25 protein-coding genes, 1 tRNA gene and 1 pseudogene are annotated in these 26,187 nt (G+C 74.6%); 19 read left to right on the top strand and 8 right to left on the bottom strand.

The genetic code is table 11. From position 1 onward, the window contains the following. Positions 1–2: 2 nt before the first annotated feature. Positions 3–608 carry an HNH endonuclease gene (locus MY526_RS20380; RefSeq protein WP_436693663.1) on the bottom strand — a complete coding sequence of 202 codons (606 nt, stop codon included), beginning with the start codon at positions 606–608 and terminating at the stop codon, positions 3–5. Between the two features lie 205 nt (positions 609–813). Here MY526_RS20380 and MY526_RS20375 point away from each other — a divergent pair, with 205 nt between their 5' ends. Beyond that, positions 814–2,883 (top strand): prolyl oligopeptidase family serine peptidase, encoded by a 2,070-nt coding sequence (locus MY526_RS20375; RefSeq protein ID WP_436693665.1) that lies wholly within the window; start codon positions 814–816, stop codon positions 2,881–2,883. Between the two features lie 176 nt (positions 2,884–3,059). On the opposite strand, the gene MY526_RS20370 is transcribed toward MY526_RS20375, so the two are convergent. After that, a complete protein-coding gene (locus MY526_RS20370) occupies positions 3,060–4,025 on the bottom strand; it encodes an ABC transporter substrate-binding protein (RefSeq protein WP_436704936.1) in 966 nt (321 codons plus the stop codon). 237 nt (positions 4,026–4,262) lie between these two features. Here MY526_RS20370 and MY526_RS20365 point away from each other — a divergent pair, with 237 nt between their 5' ends. The 9 genes from MY526_RS20365 (at position 4,263) to MY526_RS20325 (ending at position 11,838) form a co-directional block, all read left to right on the top strand. Next, positions 4,263–5,279 carry a mechanosensitive ion channel family protein gene (locus tag MY526_RS20365; protein WP_436704935.1) on the top strand — a complete coding sequence of 339 codons (1,017 nt, stop codon included), beginning with the start codon at positions 4,263–4,265 and terminating at the stop codon, positions 5,277–5,279. Continuing rightward, entirely contained in the window at positions 5,162–6,583 is a 1,422-nt protein-coding gene (locus tag MY526_RS20360) for an MFS transporter (RefSeq protein WP_436693671.1), read from the top strand. The genes MY526_RS20365 and MY526_RS20360 overlap by 118 nt, the downstream gene beginning before the upstream one ends. Beyond that, the gene (locus MY526_RS20355; RefSeq protein ID WP_436704934.1) at positions 6,580–7,005 is read left to right on the top strand and encodes a globin; all 426 of its coding nucleotides are present in this window, start codon (positions 6,580–6,582) and stop codon (positions 7,003–7,005) included. Before MY526_RS20360 ends, MY526_RS20355 begins: the two co-directional genes overlap by 4 nt. A 76-nt stretch (positions 7,006–7,081) precedes the next feature. Further along, positions 7,082–8,674: a glycoside hydrolase family 13 protein gene (locus MY526_RS20350; protein ID WP_436704933.1), complete on the top strand. Its 1,593-nt coding sequence runs from the start codon at positions 7,082–7,084 to the stop codon at positions 8,672–8,674. 109 nt (positions 8,675–8,783) lie between these two features. Beyond that, positions 8,784–9,350: a biotin transporter BioY gene (locus MY526_RS20345; protein WP_436693677.1), complete on the top strand. Its 567-nt coding sequence runs from the start codon at positions 8,784–8,786 to the stop codon at positions 9,348–9,350. 5 nt (positions 9,351–9,355) lie between these two features. Beyond that, on the top strand, positions 9,356–10,087 hold the full coding sequence (locus MY526_RS20340) for an energy-coupling factor ABC transporter ATP-binding protein (RefSeq protein ID WP_436693679.1): 732 nt from the start codon (positions 9,356–9,358) through the stop codon (positions 10,085–10,087). Then, a complete protein-coding gene (locus MY526_RS20335; RefSeq protein WP_436693681.1) occupies positions 10,087–10,728 on the top strand; it encodes an energy-coupling factor transporter transmembrane component T in 642 nt (213 codons plus the stop codon). Before MY526_RS20340 ends, MY526_RS20335 begins: the two co-directional genes overlap by 1 nt. Further along, positions 10,725–11,261 carry an MOSC domain-containing protein gene (locus MY526_RS20330; protein ID WP_436693682.1) on the top strand — a complete coding sequence of 179 codons (537 nt, stop codon included), beginning with the start codon at positions 10,725–10,727 and terminating at the stop codon, positions 11,259–11,261. The genes MY526_RS20335 and MY526_RS20330 overlap by 4 nt, the downstream gene beginning before the upstream one ends. Positions 11,262–11,403: 142 nt before the next feature. After that, on the top strand, positions 11,404–11,838 hold the full coding sequence (locus MY526_RS20325) for a YccF domain-containing protein (RefSeq protein ID WP_436693684.1): 435 nt from the start codon (positions 11,404–11,406) through the stop codon (positions 11,836–11,838). A gap of 18 nt (positions 11,839–11,856) precedes the next feature. Here the strand turns inward: MY526_RS20325 and MY526_RS20320 are convergent, their stop codons facing one another. From MY526_RS20320 to MY526_RS20305, 4 genes are all read right to left on the bottom strand, one after another. Continuing rightward, positions 11,857–12,273: an acyl-CoA thioesterase gene (locus tag MY526_RS20320; protein ID WP_436693686.1), complete on the bottom strand. Its 417-nt coding sequence runs from the start codon at positions 12,271–12,273 to the stop codon at positions 11,857–11,859. A gap of 134 nt (positions 12,274–12,407) precedes the next feature. Beyond that, the gene (gene ettA / locus MY526_RS20315) at positions 12,408–14,078 is read right to left on the bottom strand and encodes an energy-dependent translational throttle protein EttA (protein ID WP_436704932.1); all 1,671 of its coding nucleotides are present in this window, start codon (positions 14,076–14,078) and stop codon (positions 12,408–12,410) included. Positions 14,079–14,181: 103 nt separating this feature from the next. Continuing rightward, complete coding sequence (locus tag MY526_RS20310) at positions 14,182–14,724, bottom strand: single-stranded DNA-binding protein (RefSeq protein WP_436693690.1); 543 nt, start codon at positions 14,722–14,724, stop codon at positions 14,182–14,184. Between the two features lie 184 nt (positions 14,725–14,908). Next, complete coding sequence (locus tag MY526_RS20305) at positions 14,909–15,715, bottom strand: class I SAM-dependent methyltransferase (protein ID WP_436693691.1); 807 nt, start codon at positions 15,713–15,715, stop codon at positions 14,909–14,911. Between the two features lie 135 nt (positions 15,716–15,850). Here MY526_RS20305 and MY526_RS20300 point away from each other — a divergent pair. Together MY526_RS20300 and MY526_RS20295 are read left to right on the top strand one after the other, a co-directional pair. Beyond that, a tRNA-Arg gene (locus tag MY526_RS20300) sits at positions 15,851–15,923 on the top strand. Positions 15,924–16,040: 117 nt separating this feature from the next. Further along, positions 16,041–16,742: a DUF4333 domain-containing protein gene (locus tag MY526_RS20295; protein WP_436693692.1), complete on the top strand. Its 702-nt coding sequence runs from the start codon at positions 16,041–16,043 to the stop codon at positions 16,740–16,742. Positions 16,743–16,815: 73 nt separating this feature from the next. Here MY526_RS20295 and MY526_RS20290 read toward each other — a convergent pair whose 3' ends face one another. After that, entirely contained in the window at positions 16,816–17,853 is a 1,038-nt protein-coding gene (locus MY526_RS20290; protein ID WP_436704931.1) for an LLM class flavin-dependent oxidoreductase, read from the bottom strand. Positions 17,854–18,160: 307 nt separating this feature from the next. On the opposite strand from MY526_RS20290, the gene MY526_RS20285 reads away from it, so the two are divergent. The 4 genes from MY526_RS20285 (at position 18,161) to MY526_RS20270 (ending at position 23,269) form a co-directional block, all read left to right on the top strand. Beyond that, entirely contained in the window at positions 18,161–19,786 is a 1,626-nt protein-coding gene (locus MY526_RS20285) for a glycoside hydrolase family 16 protein (protein ID WP_436704930.1), read from the top strand. Between the two features lie 172 nt (positions 19,787–19,958). Then, complete coding sequence (locus MY526_RS20280; RefSeq protein ID WP_436693695.1) at positions 19,959–21,830, top strand: putative bifunctional diguanylate cyclase/phosphodiesterase; 1,872 nt, start codon at positions 19,959–19,961, stop codon at positions 21,828–21,830. A 71-nt stretch (positions 21,831–21,901) separates the two neighbouring features. After that, positions 21,902–22,687, top strand: coding sequence for a transglutaminase-like domain-containing protein (locus tag MY526_RS20275; RefSeq protein WP_436693696.1), 786 nt, complete (start codon positions 21,902–21,904; stop codon positions 22,685–22,687). Positions 22,688–22,741: 54 nt separating this feature from the next. Next, positions 22,742–23,269 (top strand): NUDIX domain-containing protein, encoded by a 528-nt coding sequence (locus tag MY526_RS20270; protein WP_436693697.1) that lies wholly within the window; start codon positions 22,742–22,744, stop codon positions 23,267–23,269. A gap of 31 nt (positions 23,270–23,300) precedes the next feature. Here MY526_RS20270 and MY526_RS20265 read toward each other — a convergent pair whose 3' ends face one another. Then, positions 23,301–24,713 (bottom strand): dihydrolipoyl dehydrogenase family protein, encoded by a 1,413-nt coding sequence (locus MY526_RS20265; protein ID WP_436704929.1) that lies wholly within the window; start codon positions 24,711–24,713, stop codon positions 23,301–23,303. Positions 24,714–24,748: 35 nt separating this feature from the next. Here MY526_RS20265 and MY526_RS20260 point away from each other — a divergent pair, with 35 nt between their 5' ends. From MY526_RS20260 to MY526_RS20250, 3 genes and pseudogenes are all read left to right on the top strand, one after another. Further along, complete coding sequence (locus tag MY526_RS20260; RefSeq protein WP_436704928.1) at positions 24,749–25,261, top strand: flavin reductase family protein; 513 nt, start codon at positions 24,749–24,751, stop codon at positions 25,259–25,261. A 139-nt stretch (positions 25,262–25,400) separates the two neighbouring features. After that, the gene (locus MY526_RS20255; protein WP_436693700.1) at positions 25,401–25,922 is read left to right on the top strand and encodes a sigma-70 family RNA polymerase sigma factor; all 522 of its coding nucleotides are present in this window, start codon (positions 25,401–25,403) and stop codon (positions 25,920–25,922) included. Continuing rightward, a pseudogene (locus tag MY526_RS20250) lies at positions 25,906–26,187 on the top strand (hypothetical protein); the annotation flags it as partial. The gene MY526_RS20255 and the pseudogene MY526_RS20250, both read left to right, overlap by 17 nt.

Genomic DNA, 26,187 nt, shown 5'->3' with positions numbered 1-26,187 from the left:
CCTCACGCCACTTCCTCGCCGGCGCTCGTCAGCGGCGTGCGCGGCGCTGCGGTGTCCTTGGAGCTGTTCGCCCGCTCGCCCGCCTTCTCCGCCATGCCGAGCCACTCCCGCCACCGCGGGTCCACGGTGCGCGCGCCGAGCAGCCGCCAGGCCGCGCCGCTGGGCGTGCGCGGCGGGTGCGGCAACTTCCAGCCGAGCTCGGCCAGCGACCGGTCGGCCTTGGTGTGGTTGCACCGCCGGCAGGCCGCGACGACGTTGTCCCACGTGTGGGTGCCGCCGCGGCTGCGCGGGACGACGTGGTCGATGCTCGTGGCCGAGTTCCCGCAGTACACGCACACCGAGCCGTCGCGGGTGAAGACCGCCCGCCGCGACAGCGGCACCTGGGCGGGGTAGGGCACCCGCACGTAGCGGGTCAGCCGCACCACGACCGGCACCGGCAGGCTCAGCGACTCGGAGTGGACGACCTCCGCCGCCGCGTCGACCGACTCCGCCTTCTCGGCGAGCACCAGCACGATCGCCCGGCGGCTGGAGACCACGCAGAGCGGCTCGTACGTGGCGTTCAGCAAGAGGGTGGCGGCCGCGGTCACCCGCGCGGGAGCAGGCGGCACAGGATGGGTGTGGTGGTCGCGCCGCTGACCTGGCTGGCCGGCGGACGACCCGGATGGATGACGCGGCACAGAGCACCTCCGGGCGCCCGAGGCCGCGCGCCGGGTGCAGTGCGACCCGCGGGCGCCCCCATTCTGACCTCCGACAGCGCATGTGCGCTCCCGGGAACCCCGCGGTGGCACCCGGCGGCCTGGTTACCGTCGGCGGGTGCGCTATCCCGACGCTCCCCGCCTCGACCTCGTCGAGCACCTCCACGGCCACCCGGTCGCCGACCCGTACCGCTGGCTGGAGGACCCCGCCGATCCCCGAACCGTCGCCTGGACACAGGCCCAGGACGCCCTCACCACCGAGGCGTTGGCCGCGCTCCCGCTACGCGAGCGGTTCGCCGCGCGGCTGGATCAGCTGGTGCACGCCGGCGCCGTCGGCGTCCCGGTCTGGCGGGCCGGCCTGGCCTTCTCGACCCGGCGCGACCCCGGCCAGGAGCACGCCGTCCTCCGGGTCCGCGAGGCCGACGGCACGCAGCGGGTGCTGGTCGACCCGATGGCGATCGACCCGGCGGGCACCACGACCCTCGACGCGTGGTCGCCGTCCTGGGAGGGCGACCGGCTGGCCTACCAGCTGTCCACCGGCGGCGACGAGGAGTCGCGGCTGTACGTGCTCGACGTCGCCACCGGCGAGCAGCTCGACGGCCCGGTCGACCGCTGCCGCTACTCCCCCGTGGCCTGGCTGCCCGGCGGCGAGGAGCTGTTCTACGTCCGCCGGCTGGCGCCCGAGCTGGTGCCCGACGGCGAGGAGCAGTTCCACCGGCGGGTCTGGCGCCACCGCGTGGGCGCCGACCCCGACGGCGACGTCCTGGTGCACGGCGAGGGCAGCGACCCCTCGACCTACTTCGGCGTCCGGACCAGCCGCGACGGTCGGTGGCTGGTCGTCTCCGCCTCGATCGGCACCGCGCCGCGCGACGACGTCTGGCTCGCCGACCTCACCGGGGACGGCGGCCTGCGCGAGCTGCAGGTGGGCGTGGACGCGCAGACCACCGCCTGGGTGGCCCGCGACGGCCGGCTGTGGCTGATGTCCGACCGCGGCACGCCCCGCTGGCGGCTGGCGGTCGCCGACCCCGCCGACCCGGGGACGTGGGCGCCGGAGCGGTGGCGGGACGTCGTCCCCCAGCAGCAGGACGGCGTGCTCACCGACGCCGCCCTCGTGGACGGCCCGGACGGCGGGCTGCAGGTGCTCGCGGTGCACTCGGTCGACGCGACCGACCGGCTGTCGGTGTGGGCCGGGGACGGCTCCGGCCGGCTGTCCGACGTGACCGCCCTGCGCCCGGGCAGCGTCTCCGGGGTGAGTGCGCCGCCGGAGGGCGGCAGCACCGCGTGGGTGGGCTTCACCGACTACGCCACCCCGCCGTCGGTGCTCCACTGGGACGCCGCCGCCCCCGCCGGGCTGACCGACTGGGAGCAGGCCCCGGTGGCCGGCGAGGTGCCCGGGCTGCGGGTCGTGGAGACGCACGCGACCTCGGCCGACGGGACGCCGGTGCACCTGTTCGTGCTCTCCGGCACCGGCGCTCCCGACCGGCCGCGGCCGACCGTGCTCTACGGCTACGGCGGGTTCAACGTCGCGCTGACCCCGGGCTACTCGGCGCAGGCGCTGTCCTGGGTGGCCGCGGGCGGGGTGTGGGTGGTGGCCAACCTGCGCGGCGGCTCCGAGCACGGCGAGGAGTGGCACCGGGCCGGCATGCGCGAGCACAAGGAGAACGTGTTCGACGACTTCGCCGCCGCCGGGGAGCACCTGGTCGCCCAGGGCTGGACGACGCACGGGCAGCTGGCGGTGATGGGCGGGTCGAACGGCGGGCTGCTGGTCGGGGCGACCCTGACCCGGCGGCCCGACCTCGCCGCGGCCGTCGTCTGCAGCGCGCCGCTGCTGGACATGGTCCGGTACGAGCGCTTCGGGCTGGGCCGGACCTGGAACGACGAGTACGGCACCGCCGAGGACCCGACGGAGCTCGGCTGGCTGCTCGGCTACTCGCCCTACCACCGGGTGGTCGAGGGCACCGGCTACCCCGCGGTGCTGTTCACGACGTTCGAGTCCGACACCCGGGTCGATCCGCTGCACGCCCGCAAGCTGGCCGCGGCGCTGCAGCACGCGACCAGCTCGGCCGCTCCGGTGCTGCTGCGCCGGGAGACCTCCGTCGGGCACGGCGCCCGCGCGGTCAGCCGCACCGTCGGCCTGGCCGCCGACCAGCTGGCCTTCCTCGCCGCGCACACCGGGCTGACCGGCTGAACGCGTCGGGCCCCGCACCGCTCCGGGGAGGAGCGGTGCGGGGCCCGACGGCGGCCCCCTGCAGGGTCCCGCCGCGAGCTCGCGAGTGGCGGGGGGCAGGGGGTCCCCCATGGCACCTGGCCCCGTCCACAGGCTCGCCGTGAGCCTGCGAGCGGTGAGGAGGACGGGGTCCTTTCTCAGTCCTCGAGGTAGAGCTGCTCCAGGTCGACCTCACCCTCGATGATCCCGTCCTGGTTGCCCAGCTCGAGCAGCAGCTCCACCGACTCGCGGTTGATCTCGCTCTGGAAGGTCGGCAGGGTCAGCTGCTCCGCGACCTCCGGCGCGATCTGGGTGTAGCTGCCCAGCACGGCACGCACCTGGTCGGGGTTGGCCTGGGCGTACTCCTGGGCCTCGACCATCGCCTCGGCGAACCGCTGGACGACGTCGGCGTTCTCCGCCGCGTACTGGTCGGAGGTGAAGTACCCGGCCACGGTCAGGTCGTCGTCGGTCTCGACGTAGGGGAACGACACCCGGCGAAGGCCCGCGGCCTCGCCCGCGGTCGCCGTCGGCTCGACGGCGAACGCGGCGTCGACCTGGCCGGTGCTGACCGCGGCCACCATGTCGGGGAAGGGGATCTCGACGAACTCGATGCTCGCCGGGTCACCACCGGCCTGCCGGACGCTCTCGCGGACGACGGTGTCGCTGATGTTGTTGATCGAGTTGATCGCCACCCGCAGGCCGGGCAGGTCGGCCGCGCTCTGCACCGGGCTGTCGGCCGGGACGACGACGGCGGCGAAGTCGTCCTCGAGGTTGCCGGTCGCGCCCGGGCCGGGAGCCACCAGCGCCAGCGGGACGCCCCGTCCCGTGGCCTGCAGCAGGCTGGTGATGTTGGAGAAGCCGAACTGGGCCTCGCCGTTCACGACGGCCGGGACGATCGCCGCGCCGCCCTGGGCGAGGAACGGCTCCACGTCGAGGCCGGCCTCCTCGAAGATGCCCTGCTCGATCCCGAGGTAGAGCGGGGCCACGTCCACGATCGGGATCGCGCCGACCCGGATGGCCGTGAGGCCGCCGGCCTCGCCCGAGCCGCCCCCGTCGCCGGACTCCTCGTCCCCGCCTCCGCACGCGGCGAGCACGACGGTGCTCGCCAGGGTGAGGCTGATCAACGTACGACGCACTGGTCCTCCAGAGACTGCTCCGTGCCGGACGCGCGTCACCCGCGTTTCCGACGCATGGTCGGCGGCGGACGCTAGGTCGTCGCCCGGGGTGCGTCAACACGGCGGAGAGGGCCTTTACCGCATCGTGGCCGAGTGCGGAAGGTGGCCGGTGCGGAGCATCCGTCACAGGGACGGATCCGGCCGACGTGATACCCGTCGGGGCTCGAACCTGAGAGTATTTGAGTGATGACTGCTTCACCGTCCGTGCTCGCGGCCGCCGATGACGGCCTCGCCGGTTCCGTTCCCGACTGCGCCGACTACTGGCTCTGCCAGCAGGTCTACGACTGGTTCGGGCTGGACTGGCTGGCGGAGAACGCCCGCGCGCTGATCGCCACGCCCGCCAAGATCCTGCTGATCGTCGTCCTGGCCACGCTGGTGCGCGTCCTGGCCCACCGCGCCATCCGCCGGCTCACCGAGCGCACCGCCTCCGGCAGCGTGCCGACGATCCTGCGGGCCCGCCGCGGCCGCGCCGCCGCGGACACCGACCCGGCCGGGCAGGTGGCCGCCCGGCGCACCCAGCGCGCCGAGGCGATGGGCTCGGTGCTGCGCAGCTTCTCCTCGATCGTCGTGCTCGGGATCGCCGTGGTGCTGGTGCTCGGCGAGCTGGGCATCAACCTGGCCCCGATCCTCGCCAGCGCGGGCGTGGTGGGCGTGGCCCTCGGCTTCGGCGCGCAGAACCTGGTCAAGGACTTCATCGCCGGGATCGGGATCATCCTGGAGGACCAGTACGGCGTCGGCGACGTCGTCGACCTCGGGGAGGCCAGTGGGACCGTGGAGGCGGTGGGCCTGCGGATCACCCGGCTGCGCGACGTCAACGGCGTCGTCTGGTACGCCCGCAACGGCGAGATCATGCGGGTCGGCAACAAGAGCCAGGGCTTCGCCCAGGTGGTCATCGACATGCCGGTCGCCCACGACACCGACCTGGAGCGCTGCCGCGGCGTCATGCAGGAGGTGGCCGACGAGATGTACGACGAGATCGACTGGGCCGCCGTGTTGCTGGCCGCGCCGGAGTCTCTGGGCGTCGAGCAGATCACCTCCGAGGGGGTCTTCATGCGGCTGCAGGTGCGCACCACCAACGCCGACCAGTGGCGGGTCGCCCGCGAACTGCGCATGCGGCTCAAGGAGCGCTTCGTCCTCGAGGGCATCAAGACCCCGCTCCCGCTGCTCGGCACCGTCTCCGGCGCCGCGGCGGGGGTCCGCTGAGCGGCACCGCGCCGACGGGGACGACGTCCGCCGGCGCAGCGCAGAGCCGCCCGGCGACCTTCCGCGAGGTCTTCGCCGAGCGGGAGTTCCGGCCGCTGTTCGGCAGCTACCTGCTGTCGACGATCGGCGACGAGCTCGCCCGGGTCGCGCTGACGGTCCTGGTCTACCAGCGCACCTCCTCTGCCCTGCTGTCGGCGATCACCTTCGGCATCAGCTACCTGCCGTGGCTGCTCGGCGGTCCGGTGCTGTCCACCCTCGCCGACCGCTTCCCGCGGCACCGGGTGCTCATCACGACCGACGTGGCCCGGGCGCTGCTGGTGGCCGGGATGGTGATCCCGGGGACGCCGCTGCCCGTGCTGCTCGGCCTGCTGTTCGTGGTGGCCCTGTGCGCGCCGCCCTTCGAGGCGGCCCGGTCGGCGCTGATGGCCGACGTCCTGTCCGCGGACCGGTACGCGGTGGCCAGCTCGCTGACCAACGTGGGCTCCCAGATCGCCCAGGTGGTCGGCTTCGTGCTGGCCGGTGCGCTGGTCGCCGTCCTGCACCCGTCGGCGGTGCTGCTGCTGGACGCGGCCACGTTCGCCGTCTCGGCGCTGTGGCTGTGGGCGCGGCTCGAACGCCGTCCGGCCCCGGACGGCGGCGCCGCGCGCTCGATCTGGCGGGACGCCGGCGCCGGGTTGCGGCTGATCGGCCGCACTCCCCGGCTGCGCGCGATCATCGCGCTCACCTGGGTGGGCACCCTCTTCGTCAACGCCTCCGAGGGCATCGCCACCCCGCTGGTGGACCAGCTCGGCGAGGGCGCGACGCAGGTCGGCGTCCTCCTCGCGGCCAACCCGCTCGGGGTCACCCTGGGCGGGCTGCTCATCGCCCGGGCCGCGACCCAGCGCCAGCGGGAGCGGCTCGTGCCCGCCCTCGTGGCGCTGTCCCTGGTGCCGATCCTGCTGGCCGGCCTCGTCACCGTGTGGGCCGGGCCGGGCCGCGGCACCTATGTGCTCGTCGTCGCGCTGATGTTCGTCGCCGGCCTGGGGGCCTCCTGGGTGATCCCGCTGAACGTCGCCTTCGTCCAGGCGGTCCCGTCGGCCTTCCGCGGGCGGGCCTTCGGGGTCGCGGTGAGCGGGCTGTACGGCGTGCAGGGACTCGGCGTCCTCGCCGCGGGGCTCGCCGCGGAGGGGCTGTCGGCCGGCGGGGTGGTCGCGCTCATCGGCGGCATCGGGCTGGTCGCCGTCGTCCTGCCGCTGCTGTCGTTCACACGTACGCAGGGTCACGTGGCAGCGGAGGCGTCCGCTGCGGGACCATCGGAGTCGTGAGCTCGAGCCTGCCCTCGGCGCGGACCTTCTACGAGGAGGTCGGCGGCGCCCCGACGTTCGCCCGGCTCGTGGCCCGCTTCTACGCCGGCGTCCGCACCGACCCCGTGCTCGCGCCGCTGTACCCGCAGGACGACTGGGCGGGCGCTGAGGCCCGGCTGCGCGGGTTCCTCGAGCAGTACTGGGGCGGCCCCACCACCTACTCCCAGCAGCGCGGCCACCCGCGGCTGCGCATGCGGCACGCCCCGTTCGCGATCGGCGCCGCCGAGCGGGACGCCTGGCTGTCGCACATGCGCGACGCCGTCGACTCGCTCGAGCTCACCCCCGAGCAGGACGCCACGCTCTGGGGTTACATGGAGATGGCCGCCCGCAGCATGCAGAACCGCTGGCCCGACGACGCGCCCGGCGGCCTCTCCACCATCTGAACAAGGACCTCGTCCTGGAGAAGGACCCCGTCCTCCTCGCGACGGGGCCGACGCCCGCTCGACCCCGAGGAGCCCGGTGACACCGGACCCGTCCCTGACCGCTGCCCGCACCACCGGCCCCGACTGGTGGCGCGACGCCGTCTTCTACCAGGTCTACATCCGCAGCTTCGCCGACGGGAACGGCGACGGCGTGGGCGACCTGGCCGGCATCCGGGAGCGGCTGCCGCACCTCGTGCAGCTGGGCGTCGACGCGCTGTGGATCACGCCGTTCTACCCCTCCCCCATGGCCGACCACGGGTACGACGTGGCCGACCCCCGCGACGTCGAGCCGACGTTCGGCGACCTCGCCGAGTTCGACGCGCTGCTGGCCGAGGCGCACGCCGTCGGCCTCCGCGTCACCGTCGACCTGGTGCCCAACCACACCTCGCACCTGCACGTGTGGTTCCGGGCCGCGCTCGCCGCCGCACCCGGCTCCCCCGAGCGGGCGCGGTACGTCTTCCGCGACGGGCGTGGCCCGGACGGCGACGAGCCGCCGAACAACTGGCCCTCGGTGTTCGGCGGCCCGTCGTGGACGCGGGTGCCCGACGGCCAGTGGTACCTGCACCTGTTCGCGCCCGAGCAGCCGGACCTGGACTTCACCAACCCCGAGGTGCTCGCCGACCTCGAGACCACCATGCGGTTCTGGCTGGACCGCGGCGTCGACGGCTTCCGGATCGACGTCGCGCACGGCATGGCCAAGCCCGCCGGCCTGCCGGACATGCAGCCGATGGAGGACACCGGCCTGCTCGACGACCACGGCCCCGGCGACCACCGCTTCGACGACGACGGCGTGCACGACGTGCACCGGCACATCCGGACGGTGCTCGACGCCCACCCCGGGGCGATGGCCGTCGGCGAGGTGTGGGTCTCCGACGACGACCGGCTGGCGCGGTACCTGCGCCCGGACGAACTGCAGCTGGCGTTCAACTTCAAGCTGCTGACCTCGGACTGGTCGGTCGAGGAGCTCCGCGACGCCGTCGTCCACTCGCTGGCCACCGTGGCGGGCACCCCCGCGCCGGCCTGCTGGGTGCTGTCCAACCACGACCGCCCGCGGCACGTGACCCGCTACGGCGGGGGCGAGCTGGGCACCCGGCGTGCCCGTGCCGCGGCGCTCCTGCAGCTGGCGCTGCCGGGCGCGGCCTACGTCTACAACGGCGACGAGCTCGGCATGCCCGATGTCGACCTGCCCGACGAGGCGCTGCAGGACCCCATCTGGGAGCGCTCGGGGCACGCCGAACGGGGCCGCGACGCCTGCCGGATCCCGGTGCCGTGGTCGGGTACCGAGCCCTCCTACGGCTTCTCCACCCGAGCGGACACCTGGCTGCCCATGCCGCCGGGCTGGGGGCCGCTGACCGCGGAGGCGCAGGCGGCCGACCCCGGTTCGATGCTGTCGCTGTACCGATCGGCGCTCGCGCTGCGGCGGACCTCCCCGGTCTTCGCCGGCGAGTCCCTGGCCTGGCTCCCGGCGCCGGAGGGCTGCTTGGCGTTCCGCCGTCCCGGCGGCCTGGTCTGCCTGCTCAACCTGTCGGGCGACGACGTCCCCCTGCCCGAGGGCGAGGTGCTGCTGGCCAGCGCCGAGGTCGGGGCCGGGGTGCTGCCCACCGATGCGGCGGTCTGGCTGCACGCCTAGCCCCCGCCGAGCCCACGCCGAGCCCTCCGGGCCCGAGGGCGACGGCGCCGCTCCGGTACCTTCCGCCGGAGATCGTGCGGCGCCGCCGCGCCGTCGGGAGGAGCGCACCGTGAAGACCAGGGACCTCGCCTACGTGGCGTTGTTCGCGGCGATCGTGGCGGTGCTGGGGCTGTTGCCGCCGGTGCCGGTGCCGGGGATCCCGGTGCCGATCACCGCGCAGACCCTCGGGGTGATGCTGGCCGGCTCGGTGCTCGGCGCGCGGCGGGGTGGGCTGGCGCTGCTGGTGTTCCTGGCGGTGGTGGCGATGGGCGCGCCGTTGCTGTCCGGTGGCCGGGGCGGGCTGGCGGTGTTCGTGGGGCCGTCGGCGGGCTTTCTGTACAGCTGGCCGATCGCGGCGTTCGTCATCGGTGCGCTGACCCAGCTGTGGTGGCGGCGGCTGAACCTGGCCTGGGCGCTGGTGGCCAACCTGGTCGGCGGAGTGCTGGTGATCTACGCGATCGGGGTGCCGTTCACCAGCCTGTACACCGACATCCCGCTGTCGGCGGCGGCCACCGGCTCGCTGGCCTTCCTCCCCGGTGACGCGGTCAAGGCGGTCGCCGCCTCGGTGGTGGCCGTCGCGGTGCGCCGCGCCTATCCGGTGATCGAGCTGCCGACCCGGCGCGCCACCACCGGCTGAGCTCGATGCGGTGGGGACGGCGCGGCGCCGCGGTCGCGGTCGCGGACGCCCGGCCGCGGACCGGGATCGAGCTGCGCGACGTCGCCCATGCCTACGGCGACCGGAGCGTGCTGGCCGGGGTGTCGGTGACGCTGACCGAGTCCCGGGTCGGCGTGATCGGGGCCAACGGATCGGGCAAGAGCACCTTCGCCCGGCTGCTCAACGGCCTCGTGCTGCCCTCGGCCGGCACCGTGCTGGTCGACGGCCTGGACACCCGCACCCACGCCCGGCAGGTGCGCCGCCGGGTGGGGTTCGTGTTCCAGGACCCCGACGCGCAGATCGTGCACCCCACCGTGGCCGAGGACGTCGCCTTCGGGCTGACCAACCAGGGCCTGCCCCCGGACGAGATCGCCCGCCGGGTGGACGAGGTGCTGGTCCGCTACGGCCTGGCCGGGCACCGCGACCACCCCGCGCACCTGCTCTCGGGCGGGCAGAAGCAGCTGCTGGCGATCGCCGGGGTGCTGGTCATGCGCCCGCAGCGGATCGTGTTCGACGAGCCGACCACGCTGCTGGACCTGGCCAACACCCGCCGGGTGGCCCGGGTGATCGCCGAACTGGAGCAGGACGTCGTGGTGGTCAGCCACCACCTGGAGCTGCTGGCCGGCTTCGACCGGGTGCTGGTCTTCGAGGACGGCCGGGTGGCCGCCGACGGCGCACCGGCCGAGACGGTGCCCTGGTACCTGGCGAGGATGGGCTGATGCTGTCGCTGTACCTACCGGGCGCCAGCCCGGTGCACCGGGCCCCGGCGGGGGGAAAGCTGGCCGCGCTGGCGGCGCTGGGGATCGGGCTGTTCGCCACCGCCCGGCCGCTCGTGGTGGCCGGGGCACTGGCCGCCGTCCTGCTGGTCGGGCTGGTCGTGGCCCGGCTGCCCGCCGCCGCGCTGGCCGCCCAGGCGCGACCGGTGTGGCTCTGGCTGGCCGGGCTGTTCGTCTTCCACCTGCTGGTCACCGACCCGGTCACCGGCACGGTCGCGGTGCTGCGGCTGCTCACCCTGGTGCTGGCCGCCGCGATCGTGACCGCGACCACCCGGGTGACCGCGCTGGTCGCGGTGGTGGAGTGGCTGGCCCGCCCGCTGCAGCTGGTCGGCGTCCGGCCGGCCCGGGTGGGGCTGGTGGTGGCGATGACCCTGCGGTTCATCCCGCTGGTCGCCGAGCAGGCCGCCCGGATCCGGGAGGCCCAGGCCGCCCGCGGCGCCGACCGCGTCCGGATCGGCATGCTCGTCCCGCTGCTCATCGCGGTGCTCCGGCTGGCGCACACCCTCAGCGAGGCACTGGACGCCCGCGGCGCCGACGACGCCCCCGCCCGCACAGCGCGGCGGACCTCCCTGGGGACGACGTGACCGACGGCGTGCTCGCCGAGATCTGGCTGACCGGGACCGCGGCCGGCCCGATGCGCCGGGTCCCCACGGCCCGACTGCTGGCCGGCCAGGGGCTCGAGGGTGACCGGTACGCGCTGGGCGGCGGCACGTGGGCCGCGTACCCGGACCTGGAGAAGCAGCTGACCCTGATCGACGCCGCCGACGTCGCCGCGGTGGCGGCCGAGGCGGGCGTCGAGCTCACGCCCGGGGACACCCGGCGCAACCTGGTGACCACCGGGATCGACCTGCCGTCGCTGGTGGGCCGCTGGTTCGCGGTGGGCGACGCGCTGCTGTTCGGGATGAAGCGCTGCCCGCCGTGCACCCACCTGGAGCGGCTGACAGGAGCCCGGCTGGTGAAGGCGATGGTGCACCGCGGCGGCATCAACGCGGCGGTGTTCGTCGGCGCGCACATCGCTCCCGGCGTGCCGGTGCGCGCGGTCCCGGAGGAGGAGGCGGCCCGGCGAGGTGCCCCCGTCGGCGCCGACCGCCCCGTGCCGCGGGTCGTCGCCGGCTGAGCACCGCGCCCGGCCGTCCGGCGCCGGCCGGGGCGGGGTGACCCTCCAGGAGGCTCGTGCTCTGCCCACCACCGCGGGCAGAGCACGAGCTCCCGCGCAGGAACCTCCCGCCGGCCCGGCCCGTGGAACAGGTGTGGACACCGTGCGCACGCTGTTGAACCTGGTCTGGCTGGTCTTCCAGGGCTGGATCCTGGCCCTCGCCTACGCGCTGGCGGGCCTGGTCGCGTGTCTGCTGGTGGTGACGATCCCCTTCGGCGTCGCCGCCTTCCGGCTGGCCGGCTTCGTGGTCTGGCCCTTCGGTCGCACGACGGTGCGAGCACCCGGCGCCGGTGCGGCCTCGGCGCTGGGCAACCTGGTGTGGTTCCTCGTGGCCGGGTGGTGGCTGGCCCTGGTCCACGTCGTCAGCGGCGTTGCCTTCTGCCTGACCGTCATCGGCATCCCGTTCGGCATCGCCTCGTTCAAGCTCGCCGCGGTCGGCCTGTTCCCCCTCGGCAAGCTGGTCGTGGAGACCACTCCCCCGCGCGACTGGATGCCGGCGGGGGGCGCCGTGGTGCGGCCGGGCGTCCCGGCCCACTGAGCGGAACCGGCGCAGCCGTCAGCTCACGGGCCCCTCATCGGTCCAGCGGCCGAGGAACTCCTTCTCGTCGGGCGTGAGCCGGCGGGGCCGGTTGATCGAGAAGTCGAACGGCACCAGCAGTGTGCTGCCGGTGACCGCCAGGTGCTCGTGGTCGAAGGCCTCGTAGTGGCAGGTGAACGCGGCGGCCCGGATGGCGGACACCCAGATCTGCACGTCGAGCGGGCGGGGCGAGTAGACGACCGGCCGCTTGTACTGGACGTCGTGCGCGGCGACGACGGTGCCGCGGCGCAGGCCGGTCCGCTCCTCGAGCGACGCCCGCTCGAAGAACAGGTCGACGCGGGCCATCTCGAAGTACTGCAGGAAGATCACGTTGTTGACGTGGCCGTAGGCGTCCATGTCCGACCAGCGCATCGGGACCTGCACCGTGTACCGCACGGCCGACACCCTGCCGCACCGCCGCAGGTGCCGCCCGGGCGGACCGGCGACCGGGCAGCCCCGGAGACGCCGACGGCCGGCCGGAGCGCGAGCTCCGGCCGGCCGTCGGTGGCCCCTCTGCTGAGGGTCCTTCGTCAGTCCCGGGACAGCTTCCGGTAGGTGGCGCGGTGCGGGCGGGCGGCCTCCGGGCCGAGCCGCTCGACCTTGTTCTTCTCGTAGTCGGCGAAGTTGCCCTCGTACCAGAACCACGTCGACTCGCCCTCGTAGGCGAGGATGTGCGTCGCCACGCGGTCGAGGAACCACCGGTCGTGGCTCACGACCACGGCGCAGCCGGGGAACTCCAGCAGCGCGGACTCGAGACTGGTCAGCGTCTCCGTGTCGAGGTCGTTGGTCGGCTCGTCGAGCAACAGCAGGTTGCCGCCCTGCTTGAGGGTCAAGGCGAGGTTGAGGCGGTTGCGCTCACCACCGGACAGCACGCCGGCCGGCTTCTGCTGGTCCGGGCCCTTGAACCCGAAGGCGGCGACGTAAGCCCGCGAGGGCATCTCCACGTTGCCGACCTGGATGTGGTCCAGGCCGTCGGAGACGACCTCCCACAGCGTCTTCTTCGGGTCGATGCCGGCACGGTTCTGCTCGACGTAGGACAGCTTGACCGTCTCGCCGACCTTGATCTCGCCGTCGTCGGGCTTCTCCTCGCCGACGAGCATCTTGAACAGCGTGGTCTTGCCGACGCCGTTCGGGCCGACGACGCCGACGATGCCGTTGCGCGGCAGGGTGAAGGACAGGTCGTCGATCAGGAGGCGGTCACCGAAGCCCTTGGTCAGGTCCCGGGTCTCGACGACGACGCTGCCCAGCCGCGGACCCGGCGGGATCTGGATCTCCTCGAAGTCCAGCTTGCGGTACTTGTCGGCCTCGGCGGCCATCTCCTCGTAGCGCTGGAGGCGGGCCTTGCTCTTGGCCTGGCGGGCCTTGGCGCCGGAGCGGACCCACTCCAGCTCCTCCCTGAGGCGCTTCGCCCGCTTGGCGTCCTTGGCGCCCTCGACCTTGAGCCGGGCGGCCTTGGTCTCTAGGTAGGTCGAGTAGTTCCCCTCGTAGGGGTAGGCGCGGCCGCGGTCGAGCTCGAGGATCCACTGGGCCACGTTGTCGAGGAAGTACCGGTCGTGGGTGACGGCCACGACGGTGCCGGCGTACTTCTCCAGGTGCTGCTCCAGCCACGCCACGCTCTCGGCGTCGAGGTGGTTGGTGGGCTCGTCGAGCAGCAGCAGGTCCGGCGCCTCGAGCAGCAGCTTGCACAGCGCCACGCGGCGGCGCTCACCACCGGAGAGCACGGTGACGTCGGCGTCGCCCGGCGGGCAGCGCAGCGCGTCCATCGCCTGCTCGATGCGGGCGTCGAGCTCCCAGCCGTCGTGGTTCTCGATGAACTCCATGAGCTCGCCCTGCTCGCCGAGGAGGGCGTCGAAGTCGGCGTCGGGCTCCCCCATCGCCGCGCTGACCTCCTCGAAGCGGGTCAGGGCGTCGCGGAGGGGCTTGACCGCCTCCTCGACGTTGCCGCGCACGTCGAGCTCCTCGTTGAGCGGCGGCTCCTGCAGCAGGATGCCGACCGAGGCGCCCGGCGCCAGGTTCGCGTCCCCGTTGGAGGGGTGCTCCAGACCGGCCATGATCTTGAGGACGGTGGACTTGCCGGCGCCGTTCGGTCCGAGGACGCCGATCTTGGCGCCGGGCAGGAACGACAGGGTGACGTCGTCCAGGATCACCTTGTCGCCGTGCGCCTTGCGCGCACGCACCATCGTGTAGATGTACTGAGCCACTGGGTTTCGCAGGCCTTCCGTCGATTCGCGAGTGGGGGGCGGGCCGGCGGGCTGCCGGCCCGCCCCCGTGCGTTCTCGCCTCCGATCCTCCCAGCCCGGGCGACTAGACGTGCGCGGGCTCCGCGGTGAGGTCCTCGGCGGTCACGTCGTGCAACGCCGAAGGGTCCTCCACGTAGTCCCGCCCGGACACCGGGACCGCGGACAACGCGGGGAAGGCGTCCTCCGCGGTGGCAGCCGACGGCGACAGCGGGCCGTCGGCCGCCGCGTCGGCGGGCTCGCCGGGACGCGCCGACCTGCTCCGCCGGAACTCCGCCGTCCCGCGGGCGAGGTTCGGCCCGACGGCGAACGCGCGGATGCGCGGCGTGCTCCGCCGGCCGTTGTCGCTGTCCCAGCTGTGCGTGGTCAGCGTGCCGTGGACGATCAGCGGGTCGCCCTTGCTGACGCTGCCGGACACGTTGCCGGACAGGTCGTTCCAGCACTCGACGTCGACCCAGAAGGTGCCGGCGTCGACGAACTCCTGCGCCCGGTTGTCGTAGCGGCGGGCGGTGGAGGCCATGCGGAAGTTGGTGACGGTGCCGTTCTCCAGCCGCACGCGGCGGGGCGAGTCGACGACGTTGCCGACGACGGTGACGTGGGTGTCGTTCACGGTGCTCCTCGGGGCTGCTGCGCCGGGGACCGGCGCCACCGGCACGGTGCCGGTGTCCCCCGACCCTGGGCCCGAGCCGGTGGTCGGCCGACCGCTCCGGAGCATCTGTGGACGACGGTGCCGCCTGTGGACGGCGGCGGACCGCCCGCACCGGTGGAGTGGTCTGCTGCCGGGCATGACGTCGCTAGGGACACCGACCGCGCACCGCCCACGCCCGCGCGGTGAGCGAGATGGAGCCGTCGTCGCCGACGGGCAGGCGGGAGCGCAGGGCCTCCCGCAGCGCGGCCCGGTGCTCGTCCGCCAGCGACACGGCGTACGCGGGTGCCGGTCCGGTCCCACCCAGGAACGGCGTCCAGTAGTCGTCGAAGTCGGGGAAGACGGTCGGGACGACGGTCTCCTCGACGGTCACGTCCTCGAGCCCCGCGGCGGCGAAGAGGTCGTGCAGCGGCCCCGGCGCGCAGTCGGGGAACCGCCGCCCCTCGTCGAGATCGGCGGCGGCGGGGTCCAGGTCGGTGGCGGCGTCCCAGAAGTACCGCATCAGCTGCATCTCCCCGGCGTAGTCCCAGACGTAGGCCGCGACCACGCCGCCGGACCGCGCCGCACGCCGCATCTCGGCCAGGGCGAGACGGCGGTCGGAGACGAAGTTGAGCACCAGGCCCGAGACCACCGCGTCGACGGAGCCGTCGGCCACGGGCAGCGCCTGGGCCGTGCCCTGACGGAAGGACGCGCGGCCGTCCCGCACCTGCGCGGCGGCGGAGGCGAGGAAGTCGGCCGAGGGATCGACGCCGACCACCGCCGCCGGCGCGCACGCCGCGAGCACCTCTCCGGTCAGCGCGCCCGTTCCGCACCCGACGTCGAGCCAGGTGCTCCCCCGGGGCACCGACAGCCCGGCGAGGAACGGCCGTGCCACCAGCCGGCTCCACCGCCCGACGTACGCCTCGTAGTGGGCGCCACCCGCCCACGGTGCCCCGGTCGGGGTCACTCCGCCCACGGCACGCCTCCCGACGATCGGCGACGGTGCGCCGCACATGGTCACCCGCTCGGGCGACAGTCACCAGGAGGGCGGTCGCGGGTCGGCGCTGCTGCGGGCCGCGCGGGAGCGCCAGGTGCGATGATCGGCACCCGAGCGCCCGTAGCTCAGCGGATAGAGCAGGTGCCTTCTAAGCACTTGGTCGCAGGTTCGATCCCTGCCGGGCGCGCCCCCGGCCCCTGGCCCGACGACTTGAGCCGTCCTCCAAGTGCGGCACCAGGCGGGGACAAGTCCGTCGAAAGCACCCGCCGTCATGGTTCCTCCCGAACCCGTTGGAGGAGGAACCATGACCCAGCAGATCCACGACCCCCGCTTCGCCCCGCAGCCGCCCGTCCCGCCGGCCGGCGGCTACGGCCAGCCGCCCCTCGCCCAGCCGTCGTTCGGGCCTCCGCCCCTCGGCCAGCCGCCGTTCGGGCCTCCGCCGGGCGGCTTCGGCGGCCCGCCGCCGGCTCCGCGCAAGAGGACCGGCGCGATCATCGGTGGCATCGTCGCCACGCTCGTCGTCCTGGGCGGCCTCGCCCTCGGCGCGGTATTCCTGTTCGGCACGACGACCATCGACACCGCCGAGGCCGAGCGGCAGATCGCCGCAATGACCGAGGAGCAGGTCGGCGTGGCGGCGGCCGACGTCCAGTGCCCCGAGGACGTCGAGGCGGTGGCCGGTGAGAGCTTCTCGTGCACCGCGACGCTCGACGGCCAGCCCGCCACCTTCACCGTCGACCAGACCGACGACGAGGGCAACGTCCAGATCACCGGCGACAACCAGTTCGTGGTCGTGGCCGACGTCGAGGCCTTCCTCGCCCAGGAGATCGGGAACCAGGCCGGCGTCGAGGCCACCGCGAGCTGCGAGACCGAGGGCCGGACCGTCCTGGTCGACGCCGCCGGCACGGCGATCCCCTGCACCGTGACCAACGCGACGGACGCCACCGACGCCGTCGACGTGGCCGCCACGGTGGACGACGCCGGCGACGTCACCTACGAGGTGCTCTGAGCACCTGGCCCCTCCGGGGGCCGGACGACGAGGGCGGTGGCGCCGGGTCAGCCCGGGGCCACCGCCCTCGTCGTCAGCGCTGCGCCGGGGGCACCCAGCCGATGGCCGGCGCCACGTGCGCGACGATCGTCTCCAGCAGGCGTGCGTTGTAGTCCACGCCGAGCATGTTCGGCACCGTGAGCAGGAGAGTGTCGGCCTCCCGCACCGCCGCGTCCTTGGCCAGCTCCTCGGCGAGCTGGTCGGGCTCCCCGACGTAGCTCTTCCCGAACCGCGCGCGGACGCCCTCGAGCAGGCCGACCTGGTCCTCCCCGGAGCGCTCGCTGAAGTACTGCCGGTCGAGGTCGGTGACGAGAGGCATGACACTGCGGCTCACCGACACCCGCGGCTCCCGGTCCCACCCCGCCTCCGTCCACGCGGACCGGTAGCGGGCGATCTGCTCGGCCTGCAGCTCGTCGAAGGGCACGCCGGTGTCCTCGACCAGCAGCGTCGAGCTCATCAGGTTCAGCCCCTGGCGCGCCGTCCACTCGGCCGTGGCCCGGGTGCCCGAGCCCCACCAGATCCGGTCGGCCAGCCCGGGCGACTGCGGCTGGATCGCCAGCCGGCCCTGCGCGCCACCGGTCATGGCGGGATCGGCGTCCACGACCGGCTGGCCGGCGATCGCGGCGAGGAACAGCGCCGTCTTCTGCCGGGCGAAGTCGGCGTCGGTCTTCCCCTCCGGCGGCACGAACCCGAACGCCTCCGAGCCGCGCAGCGCCGTCTCGGGTGACCCGCGGCTGATCCCCAGCTGCAGCCGGCCGTCGCTGAGCAGATCGGTCGCGGCCGCCTCCTCCGCCATGTACAGCGGGTTCTCGTACCGCATGTCGATGACGCCCGTGCCGATCTCGATGCGACCGGTGCGAGCGGCGATCGCAGCCAGCAGCGGGAACGGCGAGGCCAGTTGGCGGGCGTAGTGGTGCACCCGCACGAACGCGCCGTCGACGCCCAGTTCCTCGGCCGCGACGGCCAGCTCGACGCTCTGCACCAGCGCGTCCCGCCCGGTCCGCACCTGCGAGCCGGGGATCGGCTGCCAGTGTCCGAAGGACAGGAACCCGATCCGCTTGCCGTGGTCCATCCCGGCTCCTCTCTCCGTCACGGAGCCAACCCCCGGGGCCACCCACCGGATTCCCGGAACAGCAAGAGCGGAACGGGTCCGTTCCCCCGAACTGGGGATGCGACGTGACCCGGCCGGGGGTGCCGGACGCCGCCCCCGCGCAGGCAGGGTCTGAGCACCGGCCGACCTCCGTGTCGGCCGGACCGCCAGCACAGGGGGTAGCGCCGACGCCGCCGTGATCCGCCACAGCCCCGGGCGCAGGTCCGGCGGCCGAGCGCGGCCCCAGCAGTACCGATCCCAGGGGAGCCCACCCGTGAAGTCCTCGCGCATGACCGTAGCCGCCACCATCGGCACCGTCGGCGTCCTGCTCTCCCCCACGGTCGCGCTCGCCGACGAGGGGGACTCGGGCGCCACCTACCGGTCCTCGGCCTCGACCCCCGACGCGGCCGACGTCCGGTCGCTGGTCGAGGACATCCGCGCCGAGGAGTCCGAACGCCGCGAGCGGGCGGCCGCCGACGACGACCGCGCGTGGACCCGCGACGGGAACGACGAGAACTCCGGGAACTCCGACGGCGGCAGCTCCCGCGACCCCGACGACGACTCCGCGGACGAGGGCTCCGGCAACGAGGGCTCCGGCGATCAGGACGATGCCTGGGAGCGTGAGCAGCGGGAACGGCAGCGCGAGCGCGGGAGCCAGGAGTGGCAGGAGCGGCAGGACCGCCGGGGACGCGGCGAGGCCGGCATCGACCTCGCCGCCTGGGCCGAGGACGGCACCGTCACGCTGCGCTGGACCGTCCACCGCAACGGCCAGGACGTCGACGGCGTCCTGCTCGGCCGGGACGACCCCGACTCGTCGGGCTCGGGCGCCCGCACGACGACCGTGCGCGACCTCTCCGGCACCCTCGAGGTCCGGCGGCTGCAGGAGGGCGAGACGTACACGTTCTTCGCGGCGCCGATCGTCGACGGGGAGATCGGGGATGCGGTGACCGTGGAGGTGACCGTCGACGACGACGGCCACCGCGCGCCGTGGGGCCGGGACCACGACGACGACGAGGACGAGGAGCCCACCACCCCGACCACGCCCACCACCCCGACCACGCCCACCACCCCGACCACGCCCACCACCCCGACCACACCCACCACCCCGACCACACCCACCACCCCGACGACACCCACGGACCCGACCACGCCCACGACGCCCACGACGCCCACCACCCCGACCACACCCACGACGCCGACGACACCGACGACACCGACGACTCCGCCGGTGGACCCGGGCGCCGAGTGGCAACTCGTCCTGGACCAGCAGTTCACGAACCCGGCGGCGATCGGCCAGTTCACCGACGTCTACCCCGGCTACGGCGGCTACGACGGCTTCACCGACACCTCGGGGAACGGCCGCTACGACACCGAGACGACGACCTCCGTCGCCAACGGCATCGTCGACGTCTGGGTGCACACCATCGGGGGGCAGGCGACCACCGCCGCCATCACCCCGGTCATCAACGGCAGCAGCGTCGAGGGCCAGCTCTACGGGCGGTACGAGGTCCGTTTCCGGTCCGACACCGTCCCGGGCTACAAGATGGCCTGGCTGCTGTGGCCGGCCTCCGACGACTGGAACGAGGGGGAGATCGACTTCCCCGAGGGCAGCCTCGGCCAGGAGATCGCCGCCTTCTCGCACGACGTCACCGGCAACCCGGCGCGCAACGCCTTCGCCGTCGACACCGGGACGACGATGCAGGACTGGCACACCGCGGCCATCGAGTGGCGGCCCGGCAGCGTGACCTTCGTGCTCGACGGGCAGCCCTTCACGACGAACGACCCGACCGCGATCCCCACCACACCGATGCGCTGGGTCCTGCAGACGGAGACCGAGCTCTCCGGCCCGGCTCCCTCGGCCACCGCGCAGGGCCACGTCCAGATCGACTACGTCCGGGCCTGGACGCTCGGCTGACCGACCTGGCACCCGGGACGGCCCCGCCCGCGAGGGCGGGGTCATCCATCCCGCCCCAGCCGCCCCGCCGGCCCCGCTGACGAGCACTTCGTCACGGAGTGTGTCCGGTTGACCACGACTCACCGCGGGCAGGTTCCGTCACTTGGCGGCATCGGTCCCTCACCCTGTCAGGGTGAACCTGAGTGCCCCCGACGTACCGCGGCCCCGGGCGGGGAGCCCTGGCGCCGCCGCCGGCTCGCGGCTCCGGGCCATCGACACGCTGCTGGCCGACCGCGGCCAGCTCTTCCGCGCCCTCTTCCTCGCCGCGCCGATCCCCAAGGCCCTCGTCGACCTCGACGGGCACCTCCTCGTGGTCAACGAGGCCCTCTGCACCCTCACCGGCCGGCCGGCGGAGGACATGGTCGGCCGGCACGTCGACCTGCTGGCCCACCCCGACGAGGCGCCGGTCCCTGACGTGGCCCCGACCGCCGAGCAGCCGCTGGACCCCTGGCTGCGGGTGGACGGCGAGCGCCGGCTGCGCCGCGCCGACGGCAGCGAGCTGTGGGCCACCCAGTCGCACGAGGTCATCCACACCAGCACCGGGACGCCGCAGTTCGTCGTCCTGTCGCTGGTGGACGTCACCGATCGGAGGCGCGCGGAGGAGGACCTCGTCCGCCGGGCGTTCACCGACCCGCTCACCGGCCTGCCCAACCGGCGGGCCCTGGGCGAGCGGCTCAACCACGCGCTCGCCCTCTCCCGCCGCCGCGGGCTGCAGGTCGGCCTGGTGCACCTGGACCTCGACCGGTTCCAGGCGGTCAACGACGTCCTCGGCCACGAGGCCGGCGACCAGCTGCTCATCCAGGTCGCCGACCGGCTGCGCTGGAGCACCCGCGTGGAGGACACCGCCGTGCGGCTGGGCTCCGACGAGTTCCTCATCCTCGCTGAGGACGTCGAGGACCTGGAGGGGCTCCGGGCGCTGGCCGACCGGCTCCTGTCGGTCCTGGACGACCCGTTCCTCATCGGTGACCGCGAGATCGTGCTGTCGGCCAGCGTCGGCCTCACCCTGGGCAACGACGTCGCCCCCGACGACCTGCTCCGCCAGGCCCACATCGCGCTGACCCGCGCCCAGGCCGACGGCAGCCGGGCCCGGATCGAGGTGCACGACGGCGTGCTCAGCGACAGCGAGGTCGACCAGTTGCAGCTGGAGGCCGACCTCCGGCACGCGCTGGAGTCCGACGAGCTGCGGCTGTTCTACCAGCCGATCGTGGCGCTCTCGGACGAGACGCTGCTCGGCTACGAGGCGCTGATCCGCTGGCAGCACCCCACCCGCGGGCTGCTGCCGCCCGGCGCCTTCCTGGCCGCCGCCGAGGACAACCGGCTCACCTCGCGGCTGGGGGCCTGGGTGCTGCGGCAGGCCTGCTTCGACGCGGCCGGCTGGCCCGCGGGGCTGCGGGTCCACGTCAACATCTCCGCCCGCCACCTGGCCGAGCCCGGGTTCGCCGAGCTGGTGACCGACGCCCTGGCCGAGTCGGGCCTGCCGCCGGAGCGGCTGGAGCTGGAGATCACCGAGTCGACGGCGCTGTTCGCGGCCGAGGCGACGCTGCAGGCGGTGTCCGAGGTGACCGACGCCGGCGTGACCCTCGCACTCGACGACTTCGGCACCGGCTACTCGGCGATCACCGCGCTGCACCGGCTGCCCATCCACACCGTGAAGATCGACCGCTCGTTCGTCGCCGACGTCGTCACCGAGCCCTCGACCGCGGCGCTCGTGCAGGGTCTGGTGCAGCTCGGCCTCGGCATGGGCCTGCAGGTGATCGCGGAAGGCATCGAGGACCTCGAGCAGGCGCAGTGGCTGCGCGACCACGGCTGCGTGATGGCGCAGGGCTACGCCTTCGGCCGGCCCGCGCCGCTGCCCAGCCACGAGCCGACGACCGAGGACGTCGAGCTGGCCGGGACCCTCCCGCCCGGGACGGTCACCGTCGAGGACGTCCTGGCCGCCGAGCAGCCGCCCGCCGGCGCCCCGGCCGAGCCGCTGCCCTCCGACCCGGCGCCCGACCAGGACTGAGCACGACCGAGGCGCGGTGCCGTGAGGGACGACACAGGGCGGCTGACCTGTGCGGCGGCGACGATGGGGGCGTGCGAACCGACGTCGCGGCGACCCTGACGATCTCCTCCCCCGCCCCGGCGACGGCGTTGCTCCAGGTGGCGGTGGCGGCGCCCCTGGAAGAGCAGCTCACCGTCCTCTGCGACGGCCGGCCGCTGGAGGTGCGGGAGCTTGCCGTCGGCGAGGCCCGCGTGCACCGGGTCGAGCTCGGCGCGGGGACGACGACGGTGGCCTACACCGCCGCGACCGACCGCGACGGCCCCCCGCGTGCGGTCACCCCGGCCGCCTGGGCCGAGGCGCTGCGCCCGAGCCGCTACTGCCCGTCCGACCAGCTCGAGGGGTTCGCCTCGACCGAGTTCGACGGCACCCTGCCGCGCGCCGAGCTGGTCGAGACCGTCGCGACCTGGGTGCACGACCGGCTGGTCTACACCTCCGGCGCCAGCCGCCCGGTCGACACCGCCGTCGACACCCTGCTGGCCGGCCGTGGCGTCTGCCGCGACTACGCGCACCTGACGGTCACCCTGCTGCGCGCCCTGGAGGTGCCGGCCCGGCTGGTCGCGGTCTACGCCCCGGGACTGGACCCGATGGACTTCCACGCCGTCGTCGAGGCCGACGTCGACGGCACGTGGTGCGTCGTGGACGCGACACGCCTGGCGCCGGTGCGCTCGCTGGTCCGCATCTGCTCCGGCCGGGACGCCGCCGACGTCGCGTTCCTCACCACGCTGGGCGGCGTCGCCCGCTTCGAGTCGATGACGGTCACGGCCACCGTCGACGGCCGGCTGCCCGAGCCCGGGACGGCACCCCACCCCCTGCCCTGACGAAGTGCCCCCTGCCCCCCGACCGACCGCGGCGGGACCCGGCAGGATGGGCGCGTGCGGACGACGGACAGCAGAGAGGTCTACCGCAACCCGTGGATCCGGGTGCGGGAGGACCAGGTGGAGCTCGTCGACGGGTCGGCCGGCGTCTACGGCGTCATCGAGAAGCCGCACTTCGCGCTGGTGCTGCCGTACGAGCGGGACGGCTTCTGGCTGGTCGAGCAGTACCGCCACCCGGTCGCCCGGCGCACGTGGGAGTTCCCGCAGGGCACCTGGACGCCCGGCTCCGAGGGCAGCCCCGAGGACCTGGCCCGCGCGGAGCTGGCCGAGGAGACCGGACTGCGGGCCGGCGCGCTGCGGCACCTGGGCCACCTCGACCTCGCGCCGGGCCAGAGCACCCAGGAGTTCGACGTCTGGGTGGCCACCGACCTGGTGCCCGGCCCGGTCGCGCGCGAGGCCACCGAGGCCGACATGCGCTCGGAGTTCGTGCCCGAGGCGGAGCTGCGGGCGATGGTCCGCGACGGCCGGTTCACCGACGGGCCGAGCCTGGCCGGCTACAGCCTGCTGCTCCTCGACCGCCTCTGACAGGCCATCGTGGCCACGATGGCCCCTCGGGTCAGCCGCGCCAGGTCTCCAGCAGGCGCAGCCAGATCTCGCTCATCGTCGGATAGGCCGGCACCGCGTGCCACAGCCGGGCGATCGGCACCTCACCCGCGACCGCGACGGTCGCCCCGTGCAGCAGTTCGGCCACCCCGGGCCCCACGAAGGTGACGCCGAGCAGCACCTCGCGCTCCGTGTCGACGACCGCGACCGCCGTCCCGGTGTAGCCGTCGGCGTGCAGCGACGCCCCGGCGACGTTGCCCAGGGGGTACTCGACGACCCGGTGCGGCACGCCCGCCTCGGCCGCCCGCGCGCGGGTCAGCCCGACGCTGGCCACCTGTGGATCGGTGAAGACCACCGACGGCGTCGCCAGCCGGTCGGCGGTGGCCGCGGTCGGCGACCAGTCCGCCGTCGACACCCGCTCGCCGCGGGCGCGGGCCACGATCGCCGCCCCGGCCTGGCGGGCCTGGTACTTGCCCATGTGGGTCAGCTGCCGCCGGCCGTTGACGTCGCCGATGCCGTAGAGCCACGGCACGCCGCGCACCTGCAGCGAGTCGTCGACGTCGAGGTACTCGCCCGGCTCCAGCCCGACGGTGTCCAACCCGGCGTCCCGCGTCCGCGCCCGGCGGCCGACGGCGACCAGCACCTCGTCGCCGCGCAGCTCGCCGTTCGTGCACCGCAGCACCAGCTCGTCGCCGTCCCGGCGGGCGGCGGTGACGTCGGTGCCGAGCCGGACGTCGACGCCACGCTCGCGCAGCGCGGCGGTGACCGCGTCCCCGGCCTCGGGCTCCATGTCGTCCAGCAGCCGGTCGCCGCGCTGCAGCAGGGTGACCTGCGACCCCAGCGCCTGCCAGGCCATGGCCATCTCGCACCCGACGTAGCCACCGCCGACGACGAGCAGCCGGCCGGGCGCCTCCTTGGCGCTGGTCGCCTCCCGCGGGGTCCACGGCGCGACGTCGGCCAGGCCGTCCACCGGCGGCACGGCCGCCTCCGACCCGGTGCAGACGGCGACCGCGTGCCGGGCGGTCAGCCGGGTCGTCGTCCCGCCGTCCCCGGTGACGACGACGGTGCGCTCGCCGTCCAGGCGCCCGGTGCCGCGGAACAGGGCGATGCCGGAGCGGTCGACCCACTGCGCCTGCGACGAGTCGTCCCAGTGGTGGGTGAAGGAGTCGCGGCGGGCGAGGGTGGCGGCGACGTCCTGCTCGCCGGTCACCGCCTGCCGCGCGCCGTCCACCGCGCGGGCCGCGGCGAGCGCCTCGGTGCCGCGCAGCAACGCCTTGCTCGGCATGCAGGCCCAGTAGGAGCACTCCCCGCCGACCAGCTCGGCCTCGACGAGGGCGGCGGTCAGCCCACCCCGGACGACGATGTCGGCGACGTTCTCCCCGGTCGACCCGGCCCCGAGGACGACGACGTCATAGGTGTTCTCCACCTGAGGGATCCTGTCGGTGTGGTCCACTCGCCGCCATGCCGGTCGACGCCGCCACGTTCACCGAGGCCCTCCGCCAGTACGCCGCGGGGGTCTGCCTGCTGACGGTGCAGGACGACATCGACGACGTCGGCACCACCGTCTCCTCGGTGATGAGCGTGTCGGCGCGGCCCCCGCTGGTGGCCGTCGGGCTGACCGCGGGCGGCTATCCGGCGGAGGTGCTCGAGGCGGTCGGCCGGTGCGCGCTGACCGTGCTGGCCGCCGAGCACGCCATCGTCGCCAGCCGGTTCTCCTCGGCGGGGCGACCGAGCGCCCGCCACCTGCTGGAGTCGGTGCCCTGGCGGCGCGCGGCCGGGAGCGGGGCGATCGTCCTCGACGGCGGACTGGCGGCGCTGGACTGCCGGGTGGAGCGGCTCATCGAGGCCGGGGACCACGTGCTCGCCCTGCTCGAGGTGGTCGACGTGCCGGTGCTGACCGGGGCCGGCGACCCGCTGGTGCGGCTGCGGGGGCGCTACGTCGACGGCTCCGGAGCGCCCGCGGGCCGCGGGTGAGCGGGGACTGTCACATTCCGCGCCCCGGCGGTGCTGAAGGGGCATGGAGCTCGTTCGGCCGGCAGGACCGGCACCGGCCGGCGGACTGGCGGTGACCGGTCGCGGCCGGCGCCGGGTCCGGGGGGAGGACGGCGGAGCGGTGGCGACTCGAGCGGTCGGCGGAGCCGCGCGGGCCGACCTCGGTGAGGTCTTCCGCCGCGACTACCAGCGGGTCGTCGGGGTCGCCGCCCGGGTCCTCGGCTCGCGGGACCAGGCGGAGGACGTCGCCCAGGAGGTGTTCCTGTCCTTCGCCCGCTCGTCGGTGCCCTCCGGCGAGGCCGGCCCGTGGCTGTCGGTCGCCGCGGCCCACACCGCCCTGAACCTGATCCGCTCGGGTCGCCGCCGCACGTCGCGGGAGGAGTCCGCCGCCGCCACCGAGGCCGCCGTCGTGCCCGACGTGGCCGAGGCGGTCCTGGCGCTCGAGGACCGCAGCCGCGTGCGGGCGGCGCTCGCCCGGCTGCCCCGCAAGCAGGCCGTGGCCCTCGTGCTGCGGCACAGCGGCCGGAGCTACGCCGAGGTCGCCGCGGCGCTCGACATGTCCCCCGGCAGCGTCGGCACCACCGTGCGGCGCGCCGAGTCCGCCCTTCGCGAGGAGTTGAACCGTCATGCGTCATCCGACTGAGGGCGTGCTGCGCCGGCTGGTCGACGAGCCGGCCGGCGTGACCGACGACGACCGCGCCCACGTCGCCGGCTGCCCGACCTGCCTGCGTGCACTGGAGACCGCCCGCGCCGATGCGCAGCTCGTCGGCTCGGCGCTCGCGCCGTCCGCCGCCGGGACCGTCGACACCGACGCGGCCTGGGCCCGGTTCACGGCCGCCGCGGCGACGGCTGCTCCCGGACGCCGGCCGGCGGCGGCCGCCGCGCGCGGCCGGTGGTGGACGACGGTG

The organism is Geodermatophilus sp. CPCC 205761, assembly GCF_051383655.1.
Lineage (GTDB): Bacteria > Actinomycetota > Actinomycetes > Mycobacteriales > Geodermatophilaceae > Geodermatophilus.
The sequence above is the reverse complement of the archived record's forward strand: the minus strand, read 5'-3'. Positions and strand labels throughout refer to the sequence as shown.

Excerpts from the sequence above, each read along its gene's own strand:
- MY526_RS20340 (WP_436693679.1), top strand. The coding sequence starts at position 9,356 with ATGCGGTGGGGACGGCGCGGCGCCGCGGTCGCGGTCGCGGACGCCCGG.
- MY526_RS20285 (WP_436704930.1), top strand. The coding sequence starts at position 18,161 with ATGACCGTAGCCGCCACCATCGGCACCGTCGGCGTCCTGCTCTCCCCC.
- MY526_RS20365 (WP_436704935.1), top strand. The coding sequence starts at position 4,263 with ATGACTGCTTCACCGTCCGTGCTCGCGGCCGCCGATGACGGCCTCGCC.
- MY526_RS20260 (WP_436704928.1), top strand. The coding sequence starts at position 24,749 with ATGCCGGTCGACGCCGCCACGTTCACCGAGGCCCTCCGCCAGTACGCC.
- MY526_RS20295 (WP_436693692.1), top strand. The coding sequence starts at position 16,041 with ATGACCCAGCAGATCCACGACCCCCGCTTCGCCCCGCAGCCGCCCGTC.
- MY526_RS20335 (WP_436693681.1), top strand. The coding sequence starts at position 10,087 with ATGCTGTCGCTGTACCTACCGGGCGCCAGCCCGGTGCACCGGGCCCCG.
- MY526_RS20290 (WP_436704931.1), bottom strand. The coding sequence starts at position 17,853 with ATGGACCACGGCAAGCGGATCGGGTTCCTGTCCTTCGGACACTGGCAG.